Origin of the sequence: Klebsiella pneumoniae subsp. pneumoniae HS11286 (genome assembly GCF_000240185.1) — a bacterium.
GTDB lineage: Bacteria > Pseudomonadota > Gammaproteobacteria > Enterobacterales > Enterobacteriaceae > Klebsiella > Klebsiella pneumoniae.
Genome location: NC_016845.1, coordinates 1,996,814 through 2,020,002 on the forward strand (window position 1 = coordinate 1,996,814; position 23,189 = coordinate 2,020,002).

A 23,189-nucleotide genomic window follows, 5' to 3' on the forward strand; every position below is an offset into this window, starting at 1 on the left:
CAGTTAGATTTGGCCAAAGCGGCCGCTGTTAAAATCGCGTACAGCTTCTGCGATCTGCGTTTTGTTATTCATGACAAACGGGCCATAGCCCACAATCGGCTCCTGTAGCGGTTCTCCGGCCATCAGCAGAACTTTTGCCGGGGCGGTCGCCTCCAGATGCACTGCGTCACCTGCCTGGCTCAGGACGGCCAGCTGGCCTTCGCGAGCAGATTCGGAACCGTTAATGATCACTTCCCCTTCCAGCACCACCAGCGCGGTACTCCAGCCCTCCGGTTGGCGCAGCGTGAGGTCGTGCCCCTGATTCAGCTGCAGATCCCACACGTTAAGCGGTGAGAAGGTATGGGCCGGGCCGCTGACGTCGTCATACTGGCCGGCAATAACCCGAACCTGTCCGGCGCCGTTCGCCAGCGCCACGGTGGGGATCGTCCCGGCGGTAATGCTCTGGTAGCCGGGGGTCGCCATTTTGTCTTTCGCGGGCAGGTTGACCCACAGCTGGATCATCTTCAGCTCGCCGCCGCTGCGGGTGAAGGCCTCCGAGTGGAACTCTTCGTGCAGGATCCCGGCGCCCGCCGTCATCCACTGCACGTCGCCTGGACCAATCACCCCGCCGCGTCCGGTGGAGTCGCGATGCTCTACTTCACCGGCGTAGACGATGGTGACGGTTTCAAATCCGCGATGCGGATGCTCACCGACGCCGCGTTTTTCGCTGCCCGCCGGGAAGGTGTACGGCCCGGCATAGTCGAGCAGTAAGAAGGGGCTCAGCTGCTGGCCGTGCGTCTGATAGGAAAACATCGAGCGAACCGGGAAGCCGTCGCCTACCCAATGCTGCGCAGGCGCGGTGTAGACTCCTGTGATCTGTTTCATGGCTTTCTCCTGTGTATCGGTATCTGATGTGAATAAGCTTATATCCGGGACGACGTATGCGGTAGTGTGCAAAAATGACCTATACTGTTCCAAAAATGGAACAATGGAGGAAGGATGCAGGATCTCAATGACTTCGCCTGGTTTGTCCAGGTGGTAGACCATGGCGGTTTCGCCGCGGCTGGGCGAGCGCTTGACCAGCCGAAATCCAAACTCAGCCGTCGCATTGCGCAACTCGAGGAGCGGTTGGGCGTGCGTTTGATTCAGCGAACCACCCGTCAGTTCGCGGTCACCGAGGTCGGGCAGACCTTTTATCAGCATTGCAAAGCGATGCTGATTGAGGCCGAGGCGGCGCAGCAGGCGGTCGAGACGCTGCGCGCCGAGCCGCGCGGTAGCGTCAGGATCACCTGTCCGGTCACCTTGCTGCATGTCCATATCGGACCGATGCTGGCGCGATTTATGGCGCGCTATCCTGGGGTAACGCTGCATCTTGAGGCGACCAACCGCCGGGTGGATGTGGTCGGGGAGGGCGTTGATGTGGCGATCCGCGTCCGTCCCCGGCCCATCGAGGATAGCGACCTGGTGATGCGCGTGCTGGCGGACCGCGGGCACCGGCTGGTAGCCAGCCCGGATCTCATTTCCCGGCTCGGACGTCCGCAGGCGCCGTCCGAGCTGAGCGCCTGGCCGGGCCTCAGCCTGGGTGCGAACAAGCATCAGCATAAATGGCAGCTCACCGGGCCCGGGGGAGCGAGAGCGGAAGTGTATTTCACGCCGCGAATGGTGACCACCGATATGCTGGCGCTGCGCGAGGCGGCGATGGCCGGCGTAGGCGTGGTGCAGCTTCCTTTATTAATGGTGCGCGATCAGCTGGCGTCAGGTGAATTAGAGGTGGTTCTGGACGAGTGGCAGCCGCGGCGGGAAGCGATCCATGCGGTATTTGCCTCACGGCGCGGGCTGCTGCCCTCCGTCAGGGCGCTGGTGGACTACCTCAGCGAAGAGTATCAGCGGATGGAGGAGGATTAGCTTCGGGATTGGCTTTTCTCGAGGGGCTCCCCCCCCCGGCAGAGAATATAAAAGAAAAGAGCCCGTGCTTGCGTACAGGCTCTCATCTTGAATATGGCGGTGAGGGGGGGATTGACTCGCTTCGCTCGCCCCTGCGGGGCAGCCCGCTCGCAGGCTCGCGGTCTGTCCAACTGGCTGCGCCAGTTGTCGAACCCCGGTCGGGGGTTCTCATCCCCCCCTGTGGAGAATATAAAAGAAAAGAGCCCGTACTTTCGTACAGGCTCTCATCTCGAATATGGCGGTGAGGGGGGGATTGACTCGCTTCGCTCGCCCCTGCGGGGCAGCCCGCTTACTGCGTGCGCGGTCTGTCCAACTGGCTGCGCCAGTTGTCGAACCCCGGTCGGGGGTTCTCATCCCCCCCTGTGGAGAATATAAAAGAAAAGAGCCCGTACTTTCGTACAGGCTCTCATCTCGAATATGGCGGTGAGGGGGGGATTGACTCGCTTCGCTCGCCCCTGCGGGGCAGCCCGCTTACTGCGTGCGCGGTCTGTCCAACTGGCTGCGCCAGTTGTCGAACCCCGGTCGGGGGTTCTCATCCCCCCCTGTGGAGAATATAAAAGAAAAGAGCCCGTACTTTCGTACAGGCTCTCATCTCGAATATGGCGGTGAGGGGGGGATTCGAACCCCCGATACGTTGCCGTATACACACTTTCCAGGCGTGCTCCTTCAGCCACTCGGACACCTCACCATATTGTCTTTCCCGTTGTTGTCGGGAACGGGCGCTAATGTAGGGAAATACGTATCGCCCGTCAATCAACTTTTTGCAAAAAAAGCGCGTTTAGACAAACTTCGAGCAACTTGCTCCTTAAACGTGCGAAATCCGTTTTTTTGTCGCCAGTAGCTTTTCCCTTTTCGCTCGGGGGAAATTTGTTATGCTGGCAAACCAATAGAAAACAATGAGTAAAATAAGACGCCAGCGTTAATCGGCCAAAGGCGTCTGCTATCAGGAGCCCCTATGGAGATTATTTTTTACCATCCGACCTTTGATACCCAATACTGGATCTGTGAGCTGGAAAAGCAGTTACCCGGCGCGCGGGTGCGCGAGTGGAAAGCGGGCGATAACCGGCCGGCGGACTATGCCCTGGTCTGGCATCCGCCGGTAGAGATGCTGCAGGGCCGGGCGCTGAAGGCCGTGTTCGCCCTCGGGGCAGGGGTGGACTCTATTCTCAGCAAGCTGCGCGACCATCCGGATATGCTGCCGCTGTCGATTCCGCTGTTTCGTCTCGAAGATACCGGTATGGGACGGCAGATGCAGGAGTATGCCGTGAGCCAGGTGCTCCACTGGTTCCGCCGCTTTGATGACTATCAGGCGCTGAAGCTGGCTTCCCGCTGGCAGCCGCTGCCCGAGTACCGCGCCGACGAATTCACCGTCGGGATTATGGGCGCCGGCGTGCTGGGGGCGAAGGTTGCGGAAAGTCTGCAACCCTGGGGGTTCCCGCTTCGCGTCTGGAGCCGTAGCCGCAAATCCTGGCCGCAGGTGCAGAGCTTCGCCGGCCAGGCCGAGCTGGGCGAATTCCTGCAGGGCACTCGCGTGCTGATCAACCTGCTGCCGAATACCGCCGAAACCGCCGGCATTATTAACCAGACGCTGCTGGCGCAGTTGCCTGATGAGAGCTATGTCCTCAACCTTGCTCGCGGCGTGCATGTCGTTGAAGAGGATCTGCTGGCGGCGCTGAACAGCGGTAAGCTCAAAGGGGCGATGCTCGATGTCTTCAGTCGCGAACCGCTGCCGCAGGAGAGCCCGCTATGGGCGCATCCGCGGGTGGCCATGACCCCCCATGTGGCGGCAGTGACCCGTCCAATGGAAGCTATCACCTACATTGCGGAGACCATTAGCCGGCTTGAGCGAGGGGAGCCGGTAAGCGGTCAGGTCGACCGCCAGCGCGGTTATTAAGACGAGAGAACCCCGCCACGGCGGGGTTTTTGCTAATCAATAGCCCGGTTTCCTGCTATTCTTGCGGCAAACAGAAGAGGAGAATGTGATGTATCCCGTTGACCTGCACATGCATACCGTCGCCAGCACCCATGCCTACAGCACCCTGCACGATTATATTGCGGAAGCAAAGCGTAAAGGGATCAAACTCTTCGCCATCACCGACCACGGCCCGGACATGGCGGATGCTCCGCACTACTGGCACTTCGTTAATATGCGCATCTGGCCCCGCCTGGTAGACGGGGTGGGGATCCTGCGCGGTATTGAGTCGAATATTAAAAATATTGAAGGCGAGATCGACTGTTCCGGACCGATGTTGACTTCTCTCGATCTGATCATCGCCGGATTTCATGAGCCGGTGTTTCCGCCGCAGGATCGTGACACCCATACACAGGCGATGATAGCCGCGATGGCCAGCGGTAAAGTGCATATGATTAGCCATCCGGGTAATCCGAAATTCCCGGTGGATATCCCGGCGATTGCCGAAGCGGCGGCTCGCTACCAGGTGGCGCTGGAGATTAATAACTCCTCGTTCGTATCATCGCGCGTGGGCAGTGAAGACAACTGCCGGGCCATCGCCGCCGCAGTGCGTGATGCCGGGGGATGGGTGGCGCTGGGCTCGGACTCTCACACCGCCTTTACCCTTGGGGAATTTACCGAATGCCGCAAGATCCTTGATGCGGTCGATTTCCCGGAGGAGAGGATCCTCAACGTTTCTCCGTGTCGCCTGCTTAACTTCCTCGAGTCGCGGGGCATGCCGGCGATCCCGGAATTTGCTGACCTTTAATTTGTATAACTGGAATAACTGAATGAACGAGTTTTCAATCCTCTGCCGCGTGCTGGGTTCACTGTATTACCGTCAACCGCAGGACCCGCTGCTGGTGCCGCTGTTTACCCTGATCCGCGAGGGCAAACTGGCCGCCAGCTGGCCGCTTGAGCAGGACGAGCTGCTGGCGCGTCTGCAGAAAAGCTGTGAAATGCAATCCCTGGCGACGGACTATAATGCGCTGTTCGTCGGTGAAGCCTGCAGCGTCCCGCCGTACCGTAGCGCGTGGGTGGAGGGTTCCTCGGAAGCGGAAGTTTGGGCTTTTCTGAGCGAACACGGCATCCCGACAGGGGAAGGTCCGGCGGATCATCTCGGCTCGCTGCTGCTGGCCGCCTCCTGGCTGGAGGATCATGCCGCAGAAGACCAGAGCGAGACGCTGGAGCTCCTGTTTGCCGACTATATCCTGCCGTGGTGCGGGACGATGCTGGGGAAAGTCGAAGCCCATGCGCACACGCCGTTCTGGCGCACCATGGCGCCGTTGACCCGCGACGCCATCGCCGCGATGTGGGACGAGCTTCAGGAAGAAGATGAGTAATAATATGTGATGTAAATCACTGTTTGAATGAAACTGAAAGAAATTTCATTCATATACTGTGTTTTAGATCGCATTCTTCCGGCGCGTATCTGCTAGGATACGCGCCATGAACATACTCTTCGCAATCGCATTAACGACAGGCATCCTCTCCGGGATTTGGGGGTGGGTGGCGGTCGCTCTCGGCCTGCTGAGCTGGGCCGGATTCCTCGGCTGTACGGCCTATTTCGCCTGCCCGCAGGGCGGCTTGAAAGGGCTGGCCATCTCGTCCTGCACGGTGATGAGCGGCGTGGCCTGGGCGTTAGTGATTATCCACGGTAGCGCGCTGGCGCCACAGGTGCAGATCCTCAGCTATATGATGACCGGTGTGGTCGCCTTCCTGATGTGCATTCAGGCGCGACGGACGCTACTGTCGTTTGTCCCGGGCACCTTTATCGGCGCCTGCGCGACCTTCGCGGCAGACGGCGACTGGCGTCTGGTGATCCCTTCCCTGGCGCTGGGTCTGGTCTTTGGCTATGCCATGAAAAATAGTGGCCTGTGGCTGGCGGCCCGTGCGGATAAGCATAAATCGTTCGCCAACGACAACGCCTGATCGGCGGGACGACTAAAAACAGGACCTTACGGGTCCTGTTTTTTATCTTCTCGTCACCGGACAAAGCGATAATCTTGCTCCCGCAGGCGAGAATGCCCTAGTATCGGCAGAAAGCCGTATCCACACGCTATGCCGACAGGAGGAGAAATGGCTGTTAAACCTGAGGTAATTCTCGGCGATATTACGACACTTGATGTCGATGTGATTGTTAATGCGGCAAATCCCTCGCTGCTGGGTGGTGGCGGAGTAGACGGGGCCATCCACCGGGCGGCCGGTCCCGCGCTGCTGGCGGCTTGCAAGCAGGTGCTGCAGCAGCAGGGCGAATGCCCTCCCGGGCATGCGGTAATTACTATTGCCGGCAATCTGCCGGCCAGCGCGGTGATCCACACCGTGGGCCCGGTCTGGCACGGCGGCGACCGCATGGAGGCGCAAACCCTGGCCGATGCTTACAAAAACAGTCTGCAGTTGGCCTCGGCAAACAACTATCGCTCCATTGCGTTTCCGGCGATAAGCACCGGCGTGTATGGCTATCCGAGAGAGGAAGCGGCGGCGATCGCCGTGCGCACCGTCACCGCGTTTCTCACTCGCTATAATCCTCTTGAGCGCGTCCTGTTCGTCTGTTTTGACGAGGAAACGGCGGCTATCTATCGCCGCCTGCTGGCGTCATACCCCTGATTCAACAGAATAGGCTATGATAACCGCCAGTCTTGACGGGAATGATGGGTAGCAGGAGGGAGCAGGGTGTCAGAAGGAAAAGTCCAGCAGAAACAGCAGGCGCGCCGCGCGGAGATCGTTGTCGCCGCGCAAAAATGTTTCGCTGAAAAGGGGCTGCACGGCGCTTCCGTCGCCGATATCGCCCGGGAAGCGGGCCTGAGCGTGGGTCAGCTATATCGCATTTTTGCCAGCAAGGAAGCGATCATCGAAGCGATTGTTAGCGAAATCGTCAACGCCAGAGTCGGGGAGATGATCGATGAGAACCACAATCTGGCGCGTAAAGCGGCGGTTTTGGCCGGCAGGATCCCGACGTCGGCAGCCACCAAAAGCGATAATTATCTGCTGATGGAGATCAATGCCGAGGCCTCGCGTAACCCACGCTTGCGTGAGATCCTGATGCAGGCCGATCGGCGGTTGAAAGAGGAGGGCGGTCGCCTGTCGCAGCGCAACCATCCCGGGCTCAGCGATGCGCGACGCAATGCCGCATCAGAGCTCATCGCCGTTCTGACAGAGGGGGCAGCTTACCGCTGTGAGCTGAGCGCCTCCACCCCGGTCGATAAGGCAGATTTAGAAGCCCTGTACAATATGATTTTCGACCGGCTTTTTGACGAGCAGGCATAATACGGCACGCCTGGCGTGCCGCACAGGCTAGTGGTTAGCTGGCCGAGGCTGGGGTTTTGGCCGGTTTGTTCATCGGTTTACCGGAGAACAGGAAACGCAGCAGCGGAATGCGCAGGTGAATTTCATACAGGATCAGGGCAATACCCACCACAAAAACTAACCCGCCAATAAAGCCTAAGGTATTGGACTTAATGACCGGGGTGATCCACGCCCCGTACAGCAGCGTCAGCGGATGGTGCACCAGGTAAATAAACAGCGAAGCATTGACGAAATAGGTTACGCGCGCCGACTGGAAGTTCAGCAGGCGATGGCCGAGCGAAAAGACCACATTGACCATCCACAGCCCAAGCACCATGGTGATCACCGATTCCGTTTCATACATCCAGCCGTCGCCGGAGCCGTACTGCTGGTTCAGCCGGTAGGCGATAAATCCCAGCAGCGCCGCTGCGCAGCACCATGGTGACGGGGTGGTAAACATCGCCTTCAGACGCGGATTAATAAAGGTCTGCGCCCCCAGCACAAAGAAGGGAAGATAGAACAGCGTCTGCATCACCACAAAGTTAAACAGACCATTGCTAAGCAGCGGCGGGTAAATCAGGAACAGCGATCGGCGGATCAGCGCGTAAAGCACCCCCAGCGCAAGGAAAATCATCGTTAGCTGGCCCATAGTGACAGTGTCACCAAAGGCTGAGGCGCCCCCTGCCGGGCGGCGCGTCAGCCATTTAAACAGCACCACGCCCAGCGAGGTCAGCACCACCAGCACCAGTAAAAACCACAGGTGGGAAATAAGCTCCCACGCCAGGGTGTTAAATTTGTCGTACCCGGAAAGGGTGTGCCAGTTTTCCGCCTTGCCGTTGACGTACTGCAGCATAATAAACTGCGGCAGCGTCAGCAGTGGGATAGCGGTCAGCATCGGAATACCGACCCGTTCGACGCGCACTTTCCACCACTTTTTCAACGGGTAGCGCAGGAACAGCATGTAGGAGAAATAGCCGGAGATGACGAAAAAGACCTGCATCCGGAAGGCATGGATGAAGTCATTAAACAGCGTCAACCACCACGAGGGCTCAGCGCTGTTGACATGCCAGCTGTGGCTGGAATAGATCAGCGAAATGTGGAAAGGGATCCCCAGCAGCATCAGCCAGGCGCGGATGCTGTCGAAGAAATATTCACGCTGTACCGGAGTATTATTCATACGATTCACGACAATCTCAGATAATTCGTCTTATCACTCAAGATGATAACGCTTACATTATCAGCAACCCTACATGAACTCGGGGTACCTGTCTCCAGGATAAGCACGCAAAGTGCAAACGGGATAGCGAACTGTTTATTCCCTGCGCCGCTACGCTGAACAAAGCAGGGATTATGTTGTCGGATTGCCTGAGTTTCCATTAAAATAGATCGGATCGATTTAAGCACACAAAGGGGGAAGTGCTTACTTATATGAAACATAAACCACAGATGATGAAAATGCGTTGGTTAAGCGCAGCCGTAATGTTGTCCCTGTGTACTTCATCTGCATGGGCATTTAGCATTGATGACGTTGCAAAAGAGGCCAAAACGTTAGCCGGGAAAGGCTATGAAGCGCCGAAGAGTAACCTGCCCTCCGCTTTCCGCGACATGAAATACGCGGATTACCAGCAAATTCAGTTTAATCACGATAAAGCTTACTGGAATAACCAGAAAACCCCATTCAAGCTTGAATTTTACCATCAGGGTATGTACTTCGACACGCCGGTCACCATCAATGAAGTGACGGCCACCAGCGTGCGCAAAATTAAATATAGCCCGGACTATTTTAACTTTGGTAACGTTCAGCACGATAAAGACACGGTGAAAGACCTCGGTTTCGCCGGCTTCAAAGTACTGTATCCGATCAATAGCAAAGATAAGAACGATGAGATCGTCAGCATGCTCGGTGCCAGCTACTTCCGCGTGCTGGGTCAGGGTCAGGTTTACGGCCTGTCCGCGCGCGGCCTGGCTATCGATACCGCGCTGCCGTCCGGCGAAGAGTTCCCGCGTTTTCGCGAGTTCTGGATCGAGCGTCCTAAAGCCACCGACAAACGTCTGACTATCTATGCGCTGCTGGACTCCCCGCGGGCAACCGGCGCTTATCGCTTTGTCATCATGCCGGGACGCGACACCGTGGTAGATGTCCAGTCCAAAGTTTACCTGCGTGACAAAGTGGGCAAACTGGGCGTGGCGCCGCTGACCAGCATGTTCCTGTTCGGTTCCAACCAGCCTTCTCCGGCGCTTAACTATCGTCCGGCGCTACACGACTCCAATGGTCTGTCGATCCTGGCCGGTAACGGCGAGTGGATCTGGCGTCCGCTGAACAACCCGAAACACCTTGCCGTTAGCAGCTATGCGATGGAAAACCCGCAAGGGTTCGGCCTGCTGCAGCGCGGCCGTCAGTTCTCGCGCTTCGAGGATCTCGACGATCGTTATGACCTGCGTCCGAGCGCCTGGATCACCCCGAAAGGGGAGTGGGGCAAAGGGAAAATCGAACTGGTTGAAATCCCGACCAACGATGAAACCAACGATAACATCGTGACTTACTGGACGCCGGATCAGCTGCCGGAGCCGGGCAAGGAGATGAACTTCAAGTACACCATCACCTTCAGCCGCGATGAAGACAAGCTGCATGCGCCGGATAACGCTTACGTTATGCAGACCCGCCGCTCTACCGGCGACGTGAAGCAGTCGAACCTGATCCGCCAGCCGGACGGCACCATTGCTTTCATTGTCGACTTCACCGGCGCCGATATGAAAAAACTGCCGGCGGATACCCCGGTCGCCGCCCAGGCGAGTACCGGCGATAACGCTGAAATCGTTGAAAATACCGTGCGTTACAATCCGGTGACCAAAGGCTGGCGAATGATCCTGCGTTTGAAGGTGAAAGATCCGAAGAAAACGACGGAAATGCGCGCCGCGCTGGTTAACGGTGATGACACGTTGAGCGAAACCTGGAGCTATCAGCTGCCTGCCAATGAATAAGATAACAAAGTACATTGACGCATTGCCGCTGTCGGACGCCGAGAAATCGGCGCTGCCGGACACCAGCCTGCAGGCCGTTCATCAGGCCCTGGATGACGACCATCAGACCTTCGCCCGCGAAGACGACTCCCCGCTGGGGTCGGTCAAGGCACGGCTGGCGCATAGCTGGCCGGATTCGCTGTCTGGCGATCAGCTGGTGAAGGACGATGAAGGCCGTACTCAGCTGCATGCGATGCCTAAAGCCAAGCGCTCCTCAATGATCCCGGACCCGTGGCGTACCAACCCGGTCGGCCGCTTCTGGGACCGTCTGCGCGGACGCGATGTCACGCCGCGCTATCTCTCCCGTCTGACGCAAGAAGAGCGCGAGAGTGAGCAAAAATGGCGTACCGTCGGCACCATTCGTCGCTATATCCTGCTGCTGCTGACGCTGTCGCAGACCGTGGTAGCCACCTGGTATATGAAAACCATTCTGCCTTATCAGGGCTGGGCGCTGATCAACCCGGCCGACATGGTGGGGCAGAACCTGTGGATCTCGTTCATGCAGCTGCTGCCGTACGTGTTGCAGAGCGGTATTCTGATCCTCTTCGCGGTGCTGTTCTGCTGGGTTTCCGCCGGCTTCTGGACCGCGTTAATGGGCTTCCTGCAGCTATTGATCGGCCGCGATAAGTACAGTATTTCCGCCTCGACGGTCGGTGACGAACCGTTGAACCCGGCGCACCGTACGGCGCTGATAATGCCGATCTGTAACGAAGACGTTGACCGCGTTTTCGCCGGCCTGCGGGCGACCTGGGAGTCGGTGAAAGCGACCGGTAACGCCGCTCATTTCGACGTCTATATCCTCAGCGATAGCTATAACCCCGATATCTGTGTTGCTGAGCAAAAGGCGTGGATGGAGCTGATTGCCGAAGTGCAGGGCGAAGGGCAGATCTTCTACCGCCGCCGTCGTCGTCGAGTGAAGCGTAAGAGCGGCAACATCGATGACTTCTGCCGCCGCTGGGGCAGCCAGTATAGCTATATGGTTGTGCTGGACGCTGACTCGGTGATGACCGGTGAGTGTCTGAGCAGCCTGGTGCGCCTGATGGAAGCGAACCCGAATGCCGGGATCATCCAGTCTTCCCCGCGCGCCTCGGGCATGGATACGCTGTATGCGCGTTGCCAGCAGTTTGCCACCCGGGTGTACGGTCCGCTGTTTACGGCGGGTCTGCACTTCTGGCAGTTGGGGGAGTCCCACTACTGGGGCCACAACGCCATAATCCGCGTGAAGCCGTTCATTGAGCACTGCGCGCTGGCGCCGCTGCCGGGCGAGGGCAACTTTGCCGGGTCGATCCTGTCGCACGACTTCGTCGAAGCCGCGCTGATGCGCCGTGCCGGCTGGGGGGTGTGGATTGCCTACGATCTGCCGGGCTCCTATGAGGAGCTGCCGCCGAACCTGCTGGACGAGCTGAAACGCGACCGTCGCTGGTGTCAGGGCAACCTGATGAACTTCCGCCTGTTCCTTGTCAGAGGGATGCACCCGGTTCACCGGGCGGTGTTCCTTACCGGCGTGATGTCCTACCTGTCGGCGCCGCTGTGGTTTATGTTCCTTGCCCTGTCGACGGCGTTGCAGGTGGTGCATGCCCTGACCGAACCGCAGTACTTCCTGCAGCCGCGTCAGCTGTTCCCGGTGTGGCCGCAGTGGCGGCCTGAGCTGGCCATCGCGCTGTTCGCCTCGACCATGGTGCTGCTGTTCCTGCCGAAGCTGCTGAGTATTATTCTGGTGTGGTGTAAAGGGCCGAAAGAGTACGGCGGATTTATCCGCGTCACGCTTTCACTGCTGCTGGAGGTCCTGTTCTCGGTCCTGCTGGCGCCGGTCCGTATGCTGTTCCACACCGTCTTCGTGGTCAGCGCCTTCCTCGGCTGGGAGGTGGTATGGAATTCGCCGCAGCGTGATGATGACTCCACGCCGTGGGGGGAAGCCTTTATGCGCCACGGCTCGCAGCTGCTGCTGGGGCTGGTGTGGGCGGTCGGGATGGCATGGCTGGATCTGCGCTTCCTGTTCTGGCTAGCGCCGATCGTCGTCTCGCTGATCCTCTCCCCGTTCGTATCGGCGATTTCCAGCCGGGCGACAGTGGGCCTGCGCACCAAGCGCTGGAAGCTGTTCCTGATCCCGGAAGAGTATTCGCCGCCGCAGGTGCTCAAGGATACCGATGCGTACCTGACGATGAACCGTCAGCGTTCGCTGGACGATGGCTTTATGCACGCGGTGTTTAATCCGTCGTTTAACGCCCTCGCCACCGCAATGGCCACTGCGCGCCACCGTCAGGGGCATATCCTGGAGATCGCCCGCGAGCGCCATGTCGAGCAGGCGCTGAATGAAACGCCGGATAAGCTGAACCGCGATCGTCGACTGGTGCTGTTGAGCGACCCGGTAACCATGTCACGTCTGCACTATCGCGTATGGGCCGCGCCGGAGAAATACTCTTCATGGGTGAACGCCTATCAGCAGTTGGCGCTTAACCCGCTGGCGCTGAAAACGAAATAAGCCGTACGTTAAGGAAAATACCGGCAGCGATGCCGGTATTTTTTTATCTGAAATACGAGGATGTGGATGCGAATACTACCGATCATTGCCATGGCGCTGCTGCTCAGCGGCTGCGGCAGCATTATCAGCCGTACGGTGCCCGGGCAGGGGCATGGCAATCAATATTACCCGGGCGTACAGTGGGATGTTCGCGATTCGGCATGGCGCTATCTCACCATTCTCGACCTGCCGTTCTCGCTGGTATTTGATACGCTTCTGCTGCCTCTGGACGCCAGCCACGGCCCCTATAACTGATTAACGCTCGTCCCACTCGTCGGCTGCCGTCTGCCCCTCTTCGGTGTCCAGCGAGGGCTCGAGCTGAAATTCGCCTTCATCCCATTCGTGGAGCGTATTTTCCTCCAGCCACTCCTGACGCAGCTCTATCTCATCATAATCCCCGTCGAAGACGCTCTGCGCGGCTTCGCCGCTGAGCATCGGGAGGCATTCGCCTTGTTCCTCTTCGTCAGCAAAAAATTCGGCCTGCCAGGCGATATCGCCATCCTGCAGCACATACTTTTGAATGTTGAGCTGCTCAACGTTGGCGCTCTCTTCATCGCTGTCAGGGTTGTTGGCGAGAAATTCTTCACGTGCTGCATCAATAGCTTCTTCAAGCGTGGCGTAGAACATCGAATCCTTTGGCATAGCGAATCTCCTGAGAAGAATATGAATTGAACACGATTCAATCTATAGAAGGCGGTACGCACGGCGTCAAGGGACAGAGCCCCCCTCGACGTTAATTTACTGAATGCGAAGTATCCGCGGCTGGCCGACGCAGGCTGAGGGTGGAGTAGATCGCATTAAACAATACCACCCCTGCGGTGACCAGAAATACGGCGCGGAAGCCATAGTTAGCGGAAACCGACGCGCCAATCAGGGGGCCGGTAACGTTGCCAATATCGCGGAACGACTGGTTATAGCTGAAGATTCGCCCGGAGATCTGGCTGGTGGAGTTGTACACTAGCAGGGTTTGCACCGCCGGCAGCAGCGCGCCGTCCGCGGCGCCGAGCAGGAATCGCAGGATACCTAACTGCAGCGGGGTCTGAACGAACGACATCGGGATCAGGAGTAGCACCGAGATAATCAGCGCCACGATGAGGATTTTTTCCGGCCCGATGCGATCCCCCAGTTTGCCCAGCCGCGGGGCGCTCATCAGCGCGGCAATACCCGGCACCGAGGCGATCATTCCGCTGATAAAGGCGATGTTACTGACGTTGCCCGCGAGATCGCGTACATAAAGCGTCAGGATCGGCGCAATGGAACCGGTGGCCACCTGGATTATCAGCGAGGTCACAAACAGGCTGAGCACCAGTTTGGGATTCTGCAGCGAGGAGAACACCTCTCTGGCACTGAGCATCTCTTTCCTGGCGATCGGCACAAAATTTTCGCGGATTAAAAACAGGGTAAACAAGAAACAGATAAATAGTACCGCCGCGGTCATAAAGAAGACGGTGCGCAATCCCCAGTGGTCGGCCAGGAAGCCACCTGCCAGCGGGCCGAGCAGGGCGCCGCTTACCGCGCCGGTAGACAGTGTCCCCAGCGCCCAGCCGCTTTTATGGCGCGGGATCTGGGTGGCGATCAGGGCGTTGGCGTTAGGAATAAAACCGCCCAGCAGGCCGAGCAGTGCGCGCAGCAGCAGAAACTGCCAGATATTCTGCGCCATTCCCATCAGCATCATCACGATGGCCATCCCGAGGGCGGAACGCAGCAGCATGATTTTTCTCCCCTTGCGATCAGCAAGCCCCCCCCAGAACGGCGAGGCGATGGCGGAGAAAAGAAAGGTAATACTAAAGACCAGCCCGGACCACATGTTCAGGGCGCTATGCCCGGTGACGCCGAGCTGTTCGACGTAGAGTGGCAGAAAGGGCATGACCAGGCTGAAGGCGGCGCCGGTTAAAAAGCAGCCAAGCCAGGTCACGGTCAGGTTTCGTTTCCAGTTAATGGGGGTTTCAGCAGACGACATAGGGTTCCACTGGCCTGCGCGGCAGGTCAAATTAAGAGAAAATATGAGCCTGCTAATTATGCGCCTGAGAAATAGATGCCGCAATGGAGGAGAGCTTTTAAAGCTAAAGGAGAGCCTAAAGCCTGAGCGGCGAAGCTTCCCGGCCGGGATGAGCGCGGCCGGGAAAAGGGATCAGTAGCGGGAGGGCATGCCTTCGGGGCGGGTTTTGAAGCGACGATGGAGCCACATATACTGTTCCGGGGCCATCATGATGCACTGCTCAACGATCTTGTTCATCCACGCGGCGGTGGTTTCCGCGTCGTCCAGCGGCGGGGAACACTCTGGCGGCAGGATAATCAGTTCATAACCTTTACCGTCCGGTTTGCGGCGCGGGACGAAGGGCACGACGCAGGCTTTGGACATTTTCGCCAGCATCCAGGTGCCGGAGGTGGTCGCCGCTTGGTCGACCGCAAACAGTGGGGCAAAGACGCTGGCGGTCGGGCCGTAATCGTGATCCGGTGCGTACCACACCACTTCGCCTTTTTTCAGTGCCCGGATCATGCCTTTCAGATCCTTACGGTCAATCATATCCTTATTGGAGCGCAAGCGGCCCCAGGTCTGCAGCCAGTCGATCACCGGGTTGTCGTTGGGGCGATAGACGCCAATCCCCGGCTCGTTCATACCGAACATCCGCGCACCCATCTCGAGAGTGAGGAAATGAATACCGATCAGCAGAATGCCGCGCTGCTGCGCCTGCACATCGCGGATATGCTCAAAGCCGATGGTATCGGTCCAGCGGGCGATACGACGAACCGGCCAGAACCAGGCCATCCCCGTCTCCATCAGCCCCATGCCCACCGATTCAAAGTTCATCACCACCATTCGGTGGCGTTCCTGCTCGCTTTTCTCGGGGAAGCAGAGCTCAAGGTTGCGATAGGCGATTTTCGCCCGGCGCTTCATAAAGCGCATGGCCAGCCGGCCGATGGCGTTCCCGAGGCGGTAGATCAGCGGGTAGGGCAGTTGGACAACCAGCCACAGCAGGCCGATACCCAGCCACAGCAGCCAATAGCGCGGATGCAACAGCGCCGGAGAAAATTTAGGCAAATGAGTCATTTCATACCCGTATCAGTGAGCAACGTCTTATATTATCGCATTTTTTTACCGGCCAGCCAAAGGCGGCGGCAGTCAGCTCGTTTTGTTAAGCGGGGCGCGACCGGGTGAGAGAAATGTAGCGTAAAATGTAGGGATGTAAATTAAACAGCTTTGCTATATCATGCCCGCCGTTTATTTCCTCATTTCTATGTCGAGCAGGTACACCATGCCAGTGTTACACAACCGCATTTCAAATGAGACGTTAAAGGCGCAAATGCTGGCTGAAACCGAGCCGCGCACGACGATCTCGTTCTATAAATATTTCACTATTGTCGACCCGCAGGCGACCCGCGATGCGCTGTGGGTTGCCTTAACCCAGCTGAAGGTTTTTGGCCGCATCTATCTGGCCCGGGAAGGGATCAACGCGCAAATCAGCGTGCCGCAAAGCAACGTTGAGGCTCTGCGTGAGTTTCTCTATGGCTTCGATCCGGCGCTGGCGGGGCTGCGTTTCAATATCGCCGTGGAGGACGATGGTAAGTCTTTCTGGGTGCTGCGCCTGAAAGTTCGCGATCGTATCGTCGCCGACGGCATCGACGATCCCTCGTTTGACGCCTCCAACGTGGGGGAGTATCTCAAGGCGGCGGAAGTCAACGCGATGCTTGACGATCCGGATGCCGTGTTTATCGATATGCGCAACCACTATGAATATGAGGTGGGCCATTTCGAAAACGCGCTGGAGATCCCGGCGGATACCTTCCGCGACCAGCTGCCGAAAGCAGTGGAAATGATGCAGGACCATAAAGACAAGAAAATTGTCATGTATTGCACCGGCGGCATTCGCTGTGAAAAAGCCAGCGCCTGGATGAAGCATAACGGCTTCAATAAGGTCTGGCACATCGAGGGTGGCATCATCGAGTACGCCCGTCGCGCCCGCGAGCAGGGGCTGCCGGTGCGTTTCATTGGTAAAAACTTTGTCTTTGATGAGCGGATGGGCGAGCGGATCTCCAATGACGTTATCGCGCACTGTCATCAGTGCGGCGCGCCGTGCGATACCCATACTAACTGCCTGAACGATGGCTGCCATCTGCTGTTTATCCAGTGCCCGAGCTGCGCCGAGAAGTTTGCCGGCTGCTGTAGCGAAGCCTGCATGGAAGAGCATAAGCTACCGGAAGAGGAGCAGCGTAAGCTGCGCGCCGGGCGTGAAAACGGCAACAAAATCTTTAATAAATCCCGTGGCCGGCTGAATACCAAACTCGGGATCCTCGACCCGGAGCCGTCAGAAAAACCATAACCAGACGAGATCGATGATCGCCAGCAGCAGCCAGAGCGCCAGGTAGATCATAAAATGCTCGCGCACGTTGTTGACCAGCATATTAAACAGGCGACGCATAACCGCTCTCAATCACTAACGGCCTCAGCAGAGGCCGTTTCTTTACCCAACGGCAAAAGTGCCGCATTCCATTACGCGTTAAAGCGCGCCAGAGAAAAGGGGGCCAGATTGAAGCTCGATGCTTCGCCCTGAGCAAACTGACTGGCAATTTCGCCCAGCACCGGCGCAAACTTAAAGCCGTGGCCGCTCAGCCCGGTGATCAGCAGCGTGTCTGGCCTGCCTGGCAACGTATCGATAATAAAGTCCTCATCGACGGTATTGTCGTAGGTACAGGAGGCGCCGTGCAGGCAGCCGCCGATGCCAGGCAGGACGTTACGCAAAAACGGGAAGGATTCGGAACCATCGCTGGCGACAGCGCCAAACGCTACCCGCTCCTGCGGGGTGGAGATCGGCTGGCCGCCGTTATGCTTGCCAATTTTCAGTTCATTATCTTCCGCCGGGAAACCGTAATATTGATCGCCGTTGGGCAACTCGCCGGTGAAGGCCGGGAAGTGATTCTTGCTGCTGTAACGGCCATCGGCCTGGTACCAGGCGAACACCTTGCGTACCGGCTGGATAGGGAGGTCCGGAAGCAGGCGGGTGACCCAGGTGCCGGCGCTGACCAGCAGTTTTTTACCATGATATTCACCGTCGAGGGTATCGATGGTGATCCCGTCAGCATGGTGATGAATAGCCGAGACCGGACAGTTGAATAGCTGCGCGCAGCCTGCTTCCCGCGCCAGACGGATCCAGGTTTCGACGGCCAGTTCGCTGCGCAGTACGCCGGAAGCGGGTTCGAAAATCGCCCGATAGTCATCGGGGAGGCGTATCTCCGGCCAGCGCTGCATCACGGCCTGGGCATCCAGCTCTTCCACCTCAAGCTGGAACGCACGGGCGCTGGCGGCGACGTTGGCGAGAAAAGCGGAGCTGGCGGGGCCGAGGTTAATGACGCCGGTGCGTTCAAACACGGCTTCGCCACTGATCTCTGCCAGTTCATCCCATAGCTGCTGGGCACGCAGCACCAGCGGAACATATTTCTCACCTTCGCCATAGGCGTGACGGATAAGACGGCTGCTGCCGTGATGGCTGCCTTCCTGGTGGGGAGGTTGATGGGCATCGGTCATCAGAACATTGAGTCCGGCACGGCGCGCATAATAGCCAGCGGCGGCGCCGACGGAGCCGCTGCCAATAATGATAAGATCGTATTGCATGGTGAGTTCCGGGTAATTGCCTTGTTAGCAGGGTAATTAACTCCCTGTGCTTATACAAGCCCGAAAATAATTCAGGCACCCGCAGGTGCCTGTTAAGTTTAATGTTAAGTCATTCGCAAGCCGCGTTAATGTCGGCGATACTCGTTTTCCTGGTATTCGCCAGATTCAATCTTCGCAATGCCTGCTTCCAGGATTGAAATAAACTGACGTGCGACGTCCGTCGTTAGCCATAGCGTCTGGCCGATCTCAGCATCATTACTGTTTTCTTGAGTGGGGTTCTGGTAGTGCAGGCGCAACATCAGCGCATCGTAGCTATCAACGGTGCTGATGTCCCATCCAACGAGGGGATGGGTCTGAATGACTTCATTATTTTTTTCCATCATAACCCCTTATTCATATGTTAAAAGACAACAATTCTCGAGGTTTAATGCATATTTTTTGAAGCAAGTTAATTATATCAGGGATCAAGAATAAACTCGAGAAATTAAATGAAAGGCAGCATGATTTTCTTCTTTTGCCGCTTTTTTACTCAAGATAAGCGCGTAAAATGGCCACTTTAGTCGATATTGAGCAGAATAATCAGGACTATTCTGAACAGAAGAGGGGATAAAAAAAGCCGGGGCGACCCGGCAAAAAAAGCACAATGAGGGAGCAAACCAGAGTAACTGGATCCCGCCATGCTTCAGGAGAGATCGTGGACAAACCAGTCGTCCGCGCTTTCCCATGTTTCCTGCAGGATTTCGCTTATCCGGTCTTTGTCTTCTTTCAGGGCGCCAAACACCGAGAGCTGATTACCGGTGGCGTAGCGGACGCTCACCTGGCTATCGATGGCCGGGAATTGCTCGGCGATACGGCGAGAGAGTTCGTTATTCAGCGCTTCCAGCGCGCCGTTAGGTAAGGCGGTCGTTTTGGCGATAGACACTTCAATGCGCATAATTGCCCCCTGCGTTTGATACTGGTTATTTATACAGTATCCGGTTGGCGTTGACAACAGGGGGCTGCGTTTTTATTTCTTCACGGTCCAGCGAACGGTTTCACCCGCCAGGAAGGGCACCAGGGCGTCATTAGGCAGGGCAATGCTGTCCACAACGGTCGTCTCTTCACGCACCAGTTCAACGTAGCTCTCATTGACCGGCAGACCGTAGAAGCGCGGGCCGTTCAGCGAGCAGAAAGCCTCAAAGTGCTGCAGAGCGTTCATTTCTTCAAACACCGTGGCGTAGCTGCCGAGGGCGGTCGGGGCGTTAAAGCAGCCGGCGCAGCCACAGCTGGCTTCCTTACGGTGGCGGGCGTGCGGTGCGGAGTCGGTGCCGAGGAAGGCGCGGCTGAAGCCGCTGGCGACCAGCTCCCGCAGAGCCTGCTGATGAATATTGCGTTTAAGTACCGGCAGACAGTACAGGTGAGGGCGAATGCCGCCCACCAGCATATGGTTGCGGTTGAACATCAGATGCTGCGGGGTGATGGTAGCAGCCAGCAGTTCGTTACCGTCACGCACGTACTCGGCGGCGTCTTTGGTGGTGATATGTTCAAAAAACCACTTTCAGGCCGGGCAGGCGCTGGCGCAGGGGCTCCATCACCGTCTCAATAAAGCGCGCTTCGCGATCGAAAATATCAATCTCGGCGTGAGTGACTTCGCCGTGAACGAGCAACGGCATCCCCAGCTTTTCCATCCGCTCCAGCACTGGCATAATGGCGTCGGTGCTGGTGACGCCGTGGCTGGAGTTAGTAGTGGCATTGGCCGGGTAGAGCTTGGCGGCGGTGAACACCCCTTCGTTAAAGCCGCGTTCCAGCTCCGCTGGGTCGAGAGAGTCTGTCAGATAGCAGGTCATCAGCGGGGTAAAATCATGCCCGGCCGGCACGGCGTCCATAATGCGCTGGCGGTAAGCGATAGCCGCCGCGACGGTGGTGACAGGCGGCACCAGATTCGGCATCACGATCGCCCGGCCATAAAACTCACTGGTATAAGGCACGACGGTTTTCAGCATATCGTCATCGCGCAGATGGATATGCCAGTCGTCTGGGCGGCGGATTTTCAATACCTGGGATTGTGCTGTCATGGAAGGCTCCGGCTAATAGGTTCAGTCATCAGGGCTGTTTTTTGCCGGGCACTAAGGATAAGCGTAAACGTTTTCCTTTGCACTCATTTCCGTAAAAAATTCAGGGCGCCGTAGCGCCCTGGAGATTAATTGGTAAAGGGGATGACAATCTCGCCTGGCTTCACCTCTATACCTTTGGCGTATTTCTTCGCCAGCGCTTCGCCGGTGCTGGCGTCCTCACGCAGGACATAAGCCGGCTGCTGGCTGAAGTAGCTGCGCAGAGACTGATTCAGGTAGGGGAGCAGGGCCTGAATAACCGACTGCAGCTTCTCCGGCGCCACTTTGGCATCGACCACTTCCATTTCCTGCAGGAAGATGGCGCCTTTCTCTCGGTCAAAGGTTGGCAGCGCTTTGAGCTTCAGATCGATCGTCGCTTTCTGCGTGCCGAACAGGGAGTTAAGATCGACGTTGGCGATCCCACTCAGGGTGACTTTGCCCGGCTCCTCGCGCCCGATAGCGCTGGTCAGGTTCTGCAGTTCGATATGGGCGTCGGCAACGCCTTTCAGACCAATATCTTTGGCGAAATGGTTTCGCTTCTGCAGGGCCTGGTTAATCTCCTGCTCGCTTACCGTGTATTGGGTCAGCTGATTACAGCCACTCAGCAGGCCGCTGACAATTAGCGCGGCGGCGATCAATATCTTTTTCATGGGGTTCCTCAAGCTCATACCTTCCTTCATCCTGACACAAAGCATCATGACCTGTCAGCACCCATCGCGCCAGCAGAATAGGCTGAAAGCAGGAGAAACCGCCGCCGCGCGCATCAGGTGCGCGGCTCCAGCATACCGGAGGCAGAGCGTTTCGGACTGAATTGCCACCATAGCGCCAGGAAGGTGATAACCCCGATGGCGCCGAGCATCAGCCACGGCAGTTCGGGCTGGCCGACGGCTTTCCCGGCATCAAACAGCCAGCCGCCGCCCGCGTAACCCAGCGCGCCGCCGAAGGCGAGCCCCAGACGGCTGAAACCCATATAGCTGCCACGCGCCCGGGCGTCCGCCAGCGAAGCGCCCAGCGTCTCGCGGGCGGGTTCGGCAATGATAGAGCCGATGTAAAACAGGCAAATCAGGGTAAACAGCTGCTGTAAACTGCTGGTCATCCCGATGGGGAGCATGGCCAGGGTCATCACCAGCAGACCGGCCATCAGCCGGTGCTCAAGGCGGAAGCGTTTTTCGCTCCAACGGGCAATAGGATAGAGCAGGGTGAGCGAAATGGTGGCTTCGATGGCGTACATCCATTTCACGGCGGCCGGCGAGCCGGCGATGTCATTCACCATGATCGGCAGCATCAGCATCACCTGCACCGCCAGCATATAATAGCCGGTCAGCGTCAGGACATAGGTGACGAAGCGTTTGTCCCGCAGCACCCGGCCCAGACCCTCGCGAATCGGCGTTTTCACCGTCGAGAGCTTCCATGCCGGCAGATACCAGGCGTTAAACGCGGCGCAGGCGATAAACAGCGCGGCGCCGGCGCTGCACACCAGGCGAAAATCATACTGCAGCAGCCAGCTGCCCAGCAGCGCGCCAATCACCGCGCCGGCGCTATCCTGCATCATCAGGATGGAGAAAAAGCGGCCGCGCTGATGCGGACGCACCAGCTTAACCACCAGCGCCGCCCGCGGCGGATCGAACAGTGTACCGCCGAGTCCGGAGAGTATGCACGAGAACCACAGCACCCACGGCTCATGGGCGACGGCCATCGCCGCGAAACCGCCGGCACGCATCAGCATACCGGTGACGATCATCGGTTTCGCGCCGAAGCGGTCGGCGATGGCGCCGCCAAAGATGCCTAATCCCTGCTGTACCAGCTGGCGCAGGCCGAGCGCAATGCCGACCATCAGCGCTGCCCAGCCCATCTGATCGACAAAGCGGATGGAAATCAGCGGAAAAACGACAAAAAAGCCCAGCACGACCAGCATGTTATCGACTAACAGGAAATATTTACCCAGGCTCCTTGCCTGCGAGACGCGGGACATTTCCCCTCCAGGGAAAAATAGAGATAAGCGAGGATATTCTGCGGGCAATCTGCTGCTTTTCCCAGCACCCTTGCGACAATATTTTTTTATCAAAAAGCAAGATCGATTGAGCCTATTCATCGAAAAGAGGAGATGGCGCAGAAAATGGTATGTTGCTGTTTTCACACTATCGTGCAGGAAAGGTATAGTGATGAAAGCAAGAGTGAAGTCAGGGGGACTGAAAAAGGAAATGTTTGGCTATCGCAGTAACGTGCCGAAGGTGCGTTTGACGACGGACCGGCTGGTGGTGCGCCTGGTTCACGATCGTGACGCCTGGCGTCTGGCCGATTATTACGCCGAAAATAAAGCGTTCTTAAAACCCTGGGAGCCGGTTCGTGACGACAGCCACTGCTATCCCTCCGGATGGCAGGCGCGTCTGTCGATGATCGCTGAGTTTCATAAGCAGGGGTCAGCTTTTTATTTCGCGCTGCTCGACCCTGAGGAAAAAGAGATCATCGGTGTGGCGAATTTCTCCAACGTGGTGCGCGGATCTTTCCATGCCTGTTATCTTGGCTATTCCATTGGCGAGAAGTGGCAGGGGCAGGGGCTGATGTTTGAAGCGCTGACGTCGGCGATTCGCTATATGCAGCGCACGCAGCATATTCATCGCATTATGGCCAACTACATGCCGCATAATCAGCGCAGCGGCGCGCTGCTGGCGCGGTTGGGGTTTGAAAAAGAGGGTTACGCCAAAGATTATCTGCTGATTGACGGGCAGTGGCGTGACCATGTACTGACGGCGCTAACGACGCCGGACTGGTCTGCGGGACGTTAAG

The 23,189-nt window shown here is 57.6% G+C and carries 26 protein-coding genes, 1 tRNA gene and 1 other annotated feature; of the genes, 13 read left to right on the plus strand and 14 right to left on the minus strand.

All coding sequences use genetic code 11. The features are described 5' to 3' along the window. Positions 1–3 precede the first annotated feature (3 nt). Complete coding sequence (locus KPHS_19300) at positions 4–864, minus strand: putative cytoplasmic protein (protein YP_005226230.1); 861 nt, start codon at positions 862–864, stop codon at positions 4–6. Positions 865–978: 114 nt separating this feature from the next. Between KPHS_19300 and KPHS_19310 the strand changes: the two genes are divergently transcribed. Continuing rightward, positions 979–1,884 carry a LysR family transcriptional regulator gene (locus KPHS_19310; RefSeq protein YP_005226231.1) on the plus strand — a complete coding sequence of 302 codons (906 nt, stop codon included), beginning with the start codon at positions 979–981 and terminating at the stop codon, positions 1,882–1,884. Between the two features lie 639 nt (positions 1,885–2,523). Here KPHS_19310 and KPHS_t00740 read toward each other — a convergent pair. Further along, a tRNA-Ser gene (locus KPHS_t00740) sits at positions 2,524–2,611 on the minus strand. Positions 2,612–2,878: 267 nt separating this feature from the next. Between KPHS_t00740 and KPHS_19320 the strand changes: the two genes are divergently transcribed. The 6 genes from KPHS_19320 to KPHS_19370 all read left to right on the plus strand — a co-directional run bounded on the left by KPHS_19320 (position 2,879) and on the right by KPHS_19370 (position 7,141). Continuing rightward, complete coding sequence (locus KPHS_19320; RefSeq protein YP_005226232.1) at positions 2,879–3,817, plus strand: 2-ketoacid reductase; 939 nt, start codon at positions 2,879–2,881, stop codon at positions 3,815–3,817. Positions 3,818–3,905: 88 nt separating this feature from the next. Then, positions 3,906–4,643, plus strand: a complete 738-nt coding sequence (locus tag KPHS_19330) for a phosphatase (RefSeq protein YP_005226233.1) — start codon at positions 3,906–3,908, stop codon at positions 4,641–4,643. A 22-nt stretch (positions 4,644–4,665) separates the two neighbouring features. After that, a complete protein-coding gene (locus KPHS_19340) occupies positions 4,666–5,217 on the plus strand; it encodes a putative oxidoreductase (RefSeq protein ID YP_005226234.1) in 552 nt (183 codons plus the stop codon). A gap of 166 nt (positions 5,218–5,383) precedes the next feature. Beyond that, positions 5,384–5,806, plus strand: coding sequence for a putative transport protein (locus KPHS_19350; RefSeq protein ID YP_005226235.1), 423 nt, complete (start codon positions 5,384–5,386; stop codon positions 5,804–5,806). Positions 5,807–5,953: 147 nt separating this feature from the next. After that, entirely contained in the window at positions 5,954–6,481 is a 528-nt protein-coding gene (locus KPHS_19360) for an O-acetyl-ADP-ribose deacetylase (protein ID YP_005226236.1), read from the plus strand. A gap of 66 nt (positions 6,482–6,547) precedes the next feature. Beyond that, positions 6,548–7,141 (plus strand): TetR/AcrR family transcriptional regulator, encoded by a 594-nt coding sequence (locus tag KPHS_19370; protein ID YP_005226237.1) that lies wholly within the window; start codon positions 6,548–6,550, stop codon positions 7,139–7,141. 34 nt (positions 7,142–7,175) lie between these two features. Here the strand turns inward: KPHS_19370 and KPHS_19380 are convergent, their stop codons facing one another. Beyond that, positions 7,176–8,336 carry a glucans biosynthesis protein gene (locus KPHS_19380; RefSeq protein ID YP_005226238.1) on the minus strand — a complete coding sequence of 387 codons (1,161 nt, stop codon included), beginning with the start codon at positions 8,334–8,336 and terminating at the stop codon, positions 7,176–7,178. 251 nt (positions 8,337–8,587) lie between these two features. Between KPHS_19380 and KPHS_19390 the strand changes: the two genes are divergently transcribed. The 3 genes from KPHS_19390 (at position 8,588) to KPHS_19410 (ending at position 12,956) form a co-directional block, all read left to right on the plus strand. Beyond that, positions 8,588–10,141, plus strand: a complete 1,554-nt coding sequence (locus KPHS_19390; RefSeq protein ID YP_005226239.1) for a periplasmic glucan biosynthesis protein — start codon at positions 8,588–8,590, stop codon at positions 10,139–10,141. Beyond that, positions 10,134–12,662: a glucosyltransferase gene (locus KPHS_19400; protein YP_005226240.1), complete on the plus strand. Its 2,529-nt coding sequence runs from the start codon at positions 10,134–10,136 to the stop codon at positions 12,660–12,662. Before KPHS_19390 ends, KPHS_19400 begins: the two co-directional genes overlap by 8 nt. Before the next feature lie 66 nt (positions 12,663–12,728). Next, on the plus strand, positions 12,729–12,956 hold the full coding sequence (locus KPHS_19410; protein YP_005226241.1) for a YceK/YidQ family lipoprotein: 228 nt from the start codon (positions 12,729–12,731) through the stop codon (positions 12,954–12,956). Here KPHS_19410 and KPHS_19420 read toward each other — a convergent pair whose 3' ends face one another. The 3 genes from KPHS_19420 to KPHS_19440 form a co-directional block, all read right to left on the minus strand. Next, entirely contained in the window at positions 12,957–13,343 is a 387-nt protein-coding gene (locus KPHS_19420) for a SecY/SecA suppressor protein (RefSeq protein YP_005226242.1), read from the minus strand. A 91-nt stretch (positions 13,344–13,434) separates the two neighbouring features. Beyond that, positions 13,435–14,661 (minus strand): drug efflux system protein MdtG, encoded by a 1,227-nt coding sequence (locus tag KPHS_19430; RefSeq protein ID YP_005226243.1) that lies wholly within the window; start codon positions 14,659–14,661, stop codon positions 13,435–13,437. Positions 14,662–14,832: 171 nt separating this feature from the next. Beyond that, complete coding sequence (locus KPHS_19440) at positions 14,833–15,753, minus strand: lipid A biosynthesis lauroyl acyltransferase (RefSeq protein ID YP_005226244.1); 921 nt, start codon at positions 15,751–15,753, stop codon at positions 14,833–14,835. On the opposite strand from KPHS_19440, the gene KPHS_19450 reads away from it, so the two are divergent. Both KPHS_19450 and KPHS_19460 read left to right on the plus strand, forming a co-directional pair. Then, positions 15,745–15,861, plus strand: coding sequence for a hypothetical protein (locus KPHS_19450; RefSeq protein YP_005226245.1), 117 nt, complete (start codon positions 15,745–15,747; stop codon positions 15,859–15,861). The genes KPHS_19440 and KPHS_19450 overlap by 9 nt on opposite strands. 97 nt (positions 15,862–15,958) lie before the next feature. Beyond that, complete coding sequence (locus tag KPHS_19460) at positions 15,959–17,023, plus strand: rhodanese-related sulfurtransferase (protein YP_005226246.1); 1,065 nt, start codon at positions 15,959–15,961, stop codon at positions 17,021–17,023. Here KPHS_19460 and KPHS_19470 read toward each other — a convergent pair. From KPHS_19470 to KPHS_19540, 8 genes are all read right to left on the minus strand, one after another. After that, complete coding sequence (locus KPHS_19470) at positions 17,009–17,122, minus strand: DUF2770 family protein (protein YP_005226247.1); 114 nt, start codon at positions 17,120–17,122, stop codon at positions 17,009–17,011. The genes KPHS_19460 and KPHS_19470 overlap by 15 nt on opposite strands. Positions 17,123–17,193: 71 nt before the next feature. Next, positions 17,194–18,312 (minus strand): putative sarcosine oxidase, encoded by a 1,119-nt coding sequence (locus tag KPHS_19480; RefSeq protein YP_005226248.1) that lies wholly within the window; start codon positions 18,310–18,312, stop codon positions 17,194–17,196. Positions 18,313–18,437: 125 nt separating this feature from the next. Then, complete coding sequence (locus KPHS_19490) at positions 18,438–18,692, minus strand: biofilm formation regulatory protein BssS (RefSeq protein YP_005226249.1); 255 nt, start codon at positions 18,690–18,692, stop codon at positions 18,438–18,440. Between the two features lie 302 nt (positions 18,693–18,994). Continuing rightward, the gene (locus KPHS_19500) at positions 18,995–19,246 is read right to left on the minus strand and encodes a DNA-damage-inducible protein I (RefSeq protein ID YP_005226250.1); all 252 of its coding nucleotides are present in this window, start codon (positions 19,244–19,246) and stop codon (positions 18,995–18,997) included. 72 nt (positions 19,247–19,318) lie between these two features. Continuing rightward, on the minus strand, positions 19,319–19,804 hold the full coding sequence (locus KPHS_19510; RefSeq protein ID YP_005226251.1) for a dihydroorotase: 486 nt from the start codon (positions 19,802–19,804) through the stop codon (positions 19,319–19,321). After that, positions 19,319–20,366, minus strand: a sequence feature (potential frameshift: common BLAST hit: gi|152969628|ref|YP_001334737.1| dihydroorotase). It overlaps the preceding gene by 486 nt. Then, positions 19,836–20,366: a dihydroorotase gene (locus KPHS_19520; protein ID YP_005226252.1), complete on the minus strand. Its 531-nt coding sequence runs from the start codon at positions 20,364–20,366 to the stop codon at positions 19,836–19,838. It overlaps the preceding feature by 531 nt. Positions 20,367–20,491: 125 nt before the next feature. Further along, a complete protein-coding gene (locus KPHS_19530) occupies positions 20,492–21,052 on the minus strand; it encodes a YceB protein (protein YP_005226253.1) in 561 nt (186 codons plus the stop codon). Positions 21,053–21,165: 113 nt separating this feature from the next. Then, positions 21,166–22,374, minus strand: a complete 1,209-nt coding sequence (locus KPHS_19540) for a multidrug resistance protein MdtH (protein YP_005226254.1) — start codon at positions 22,372–22,374, stop codon at positions 21,166–21,168. A 190-nt stretch (positions 22,375–22,564) separates the two neighbouring features. On the opposite strand from KPHS_19540, the gene KPHS_19550 reads away from it, so the two are divergent. Further along, entirely contained in the window at positions 22,565–23,188 is a 624-nt protein-coding gene (locus KPHS_19550; protein ID YP_005226255.1) for a ribosomal-protein-alanine acetyltransferase, read from the plus strand. The last annotated feature ends 1 nt before the right edge of the window (position 23,189 follow it).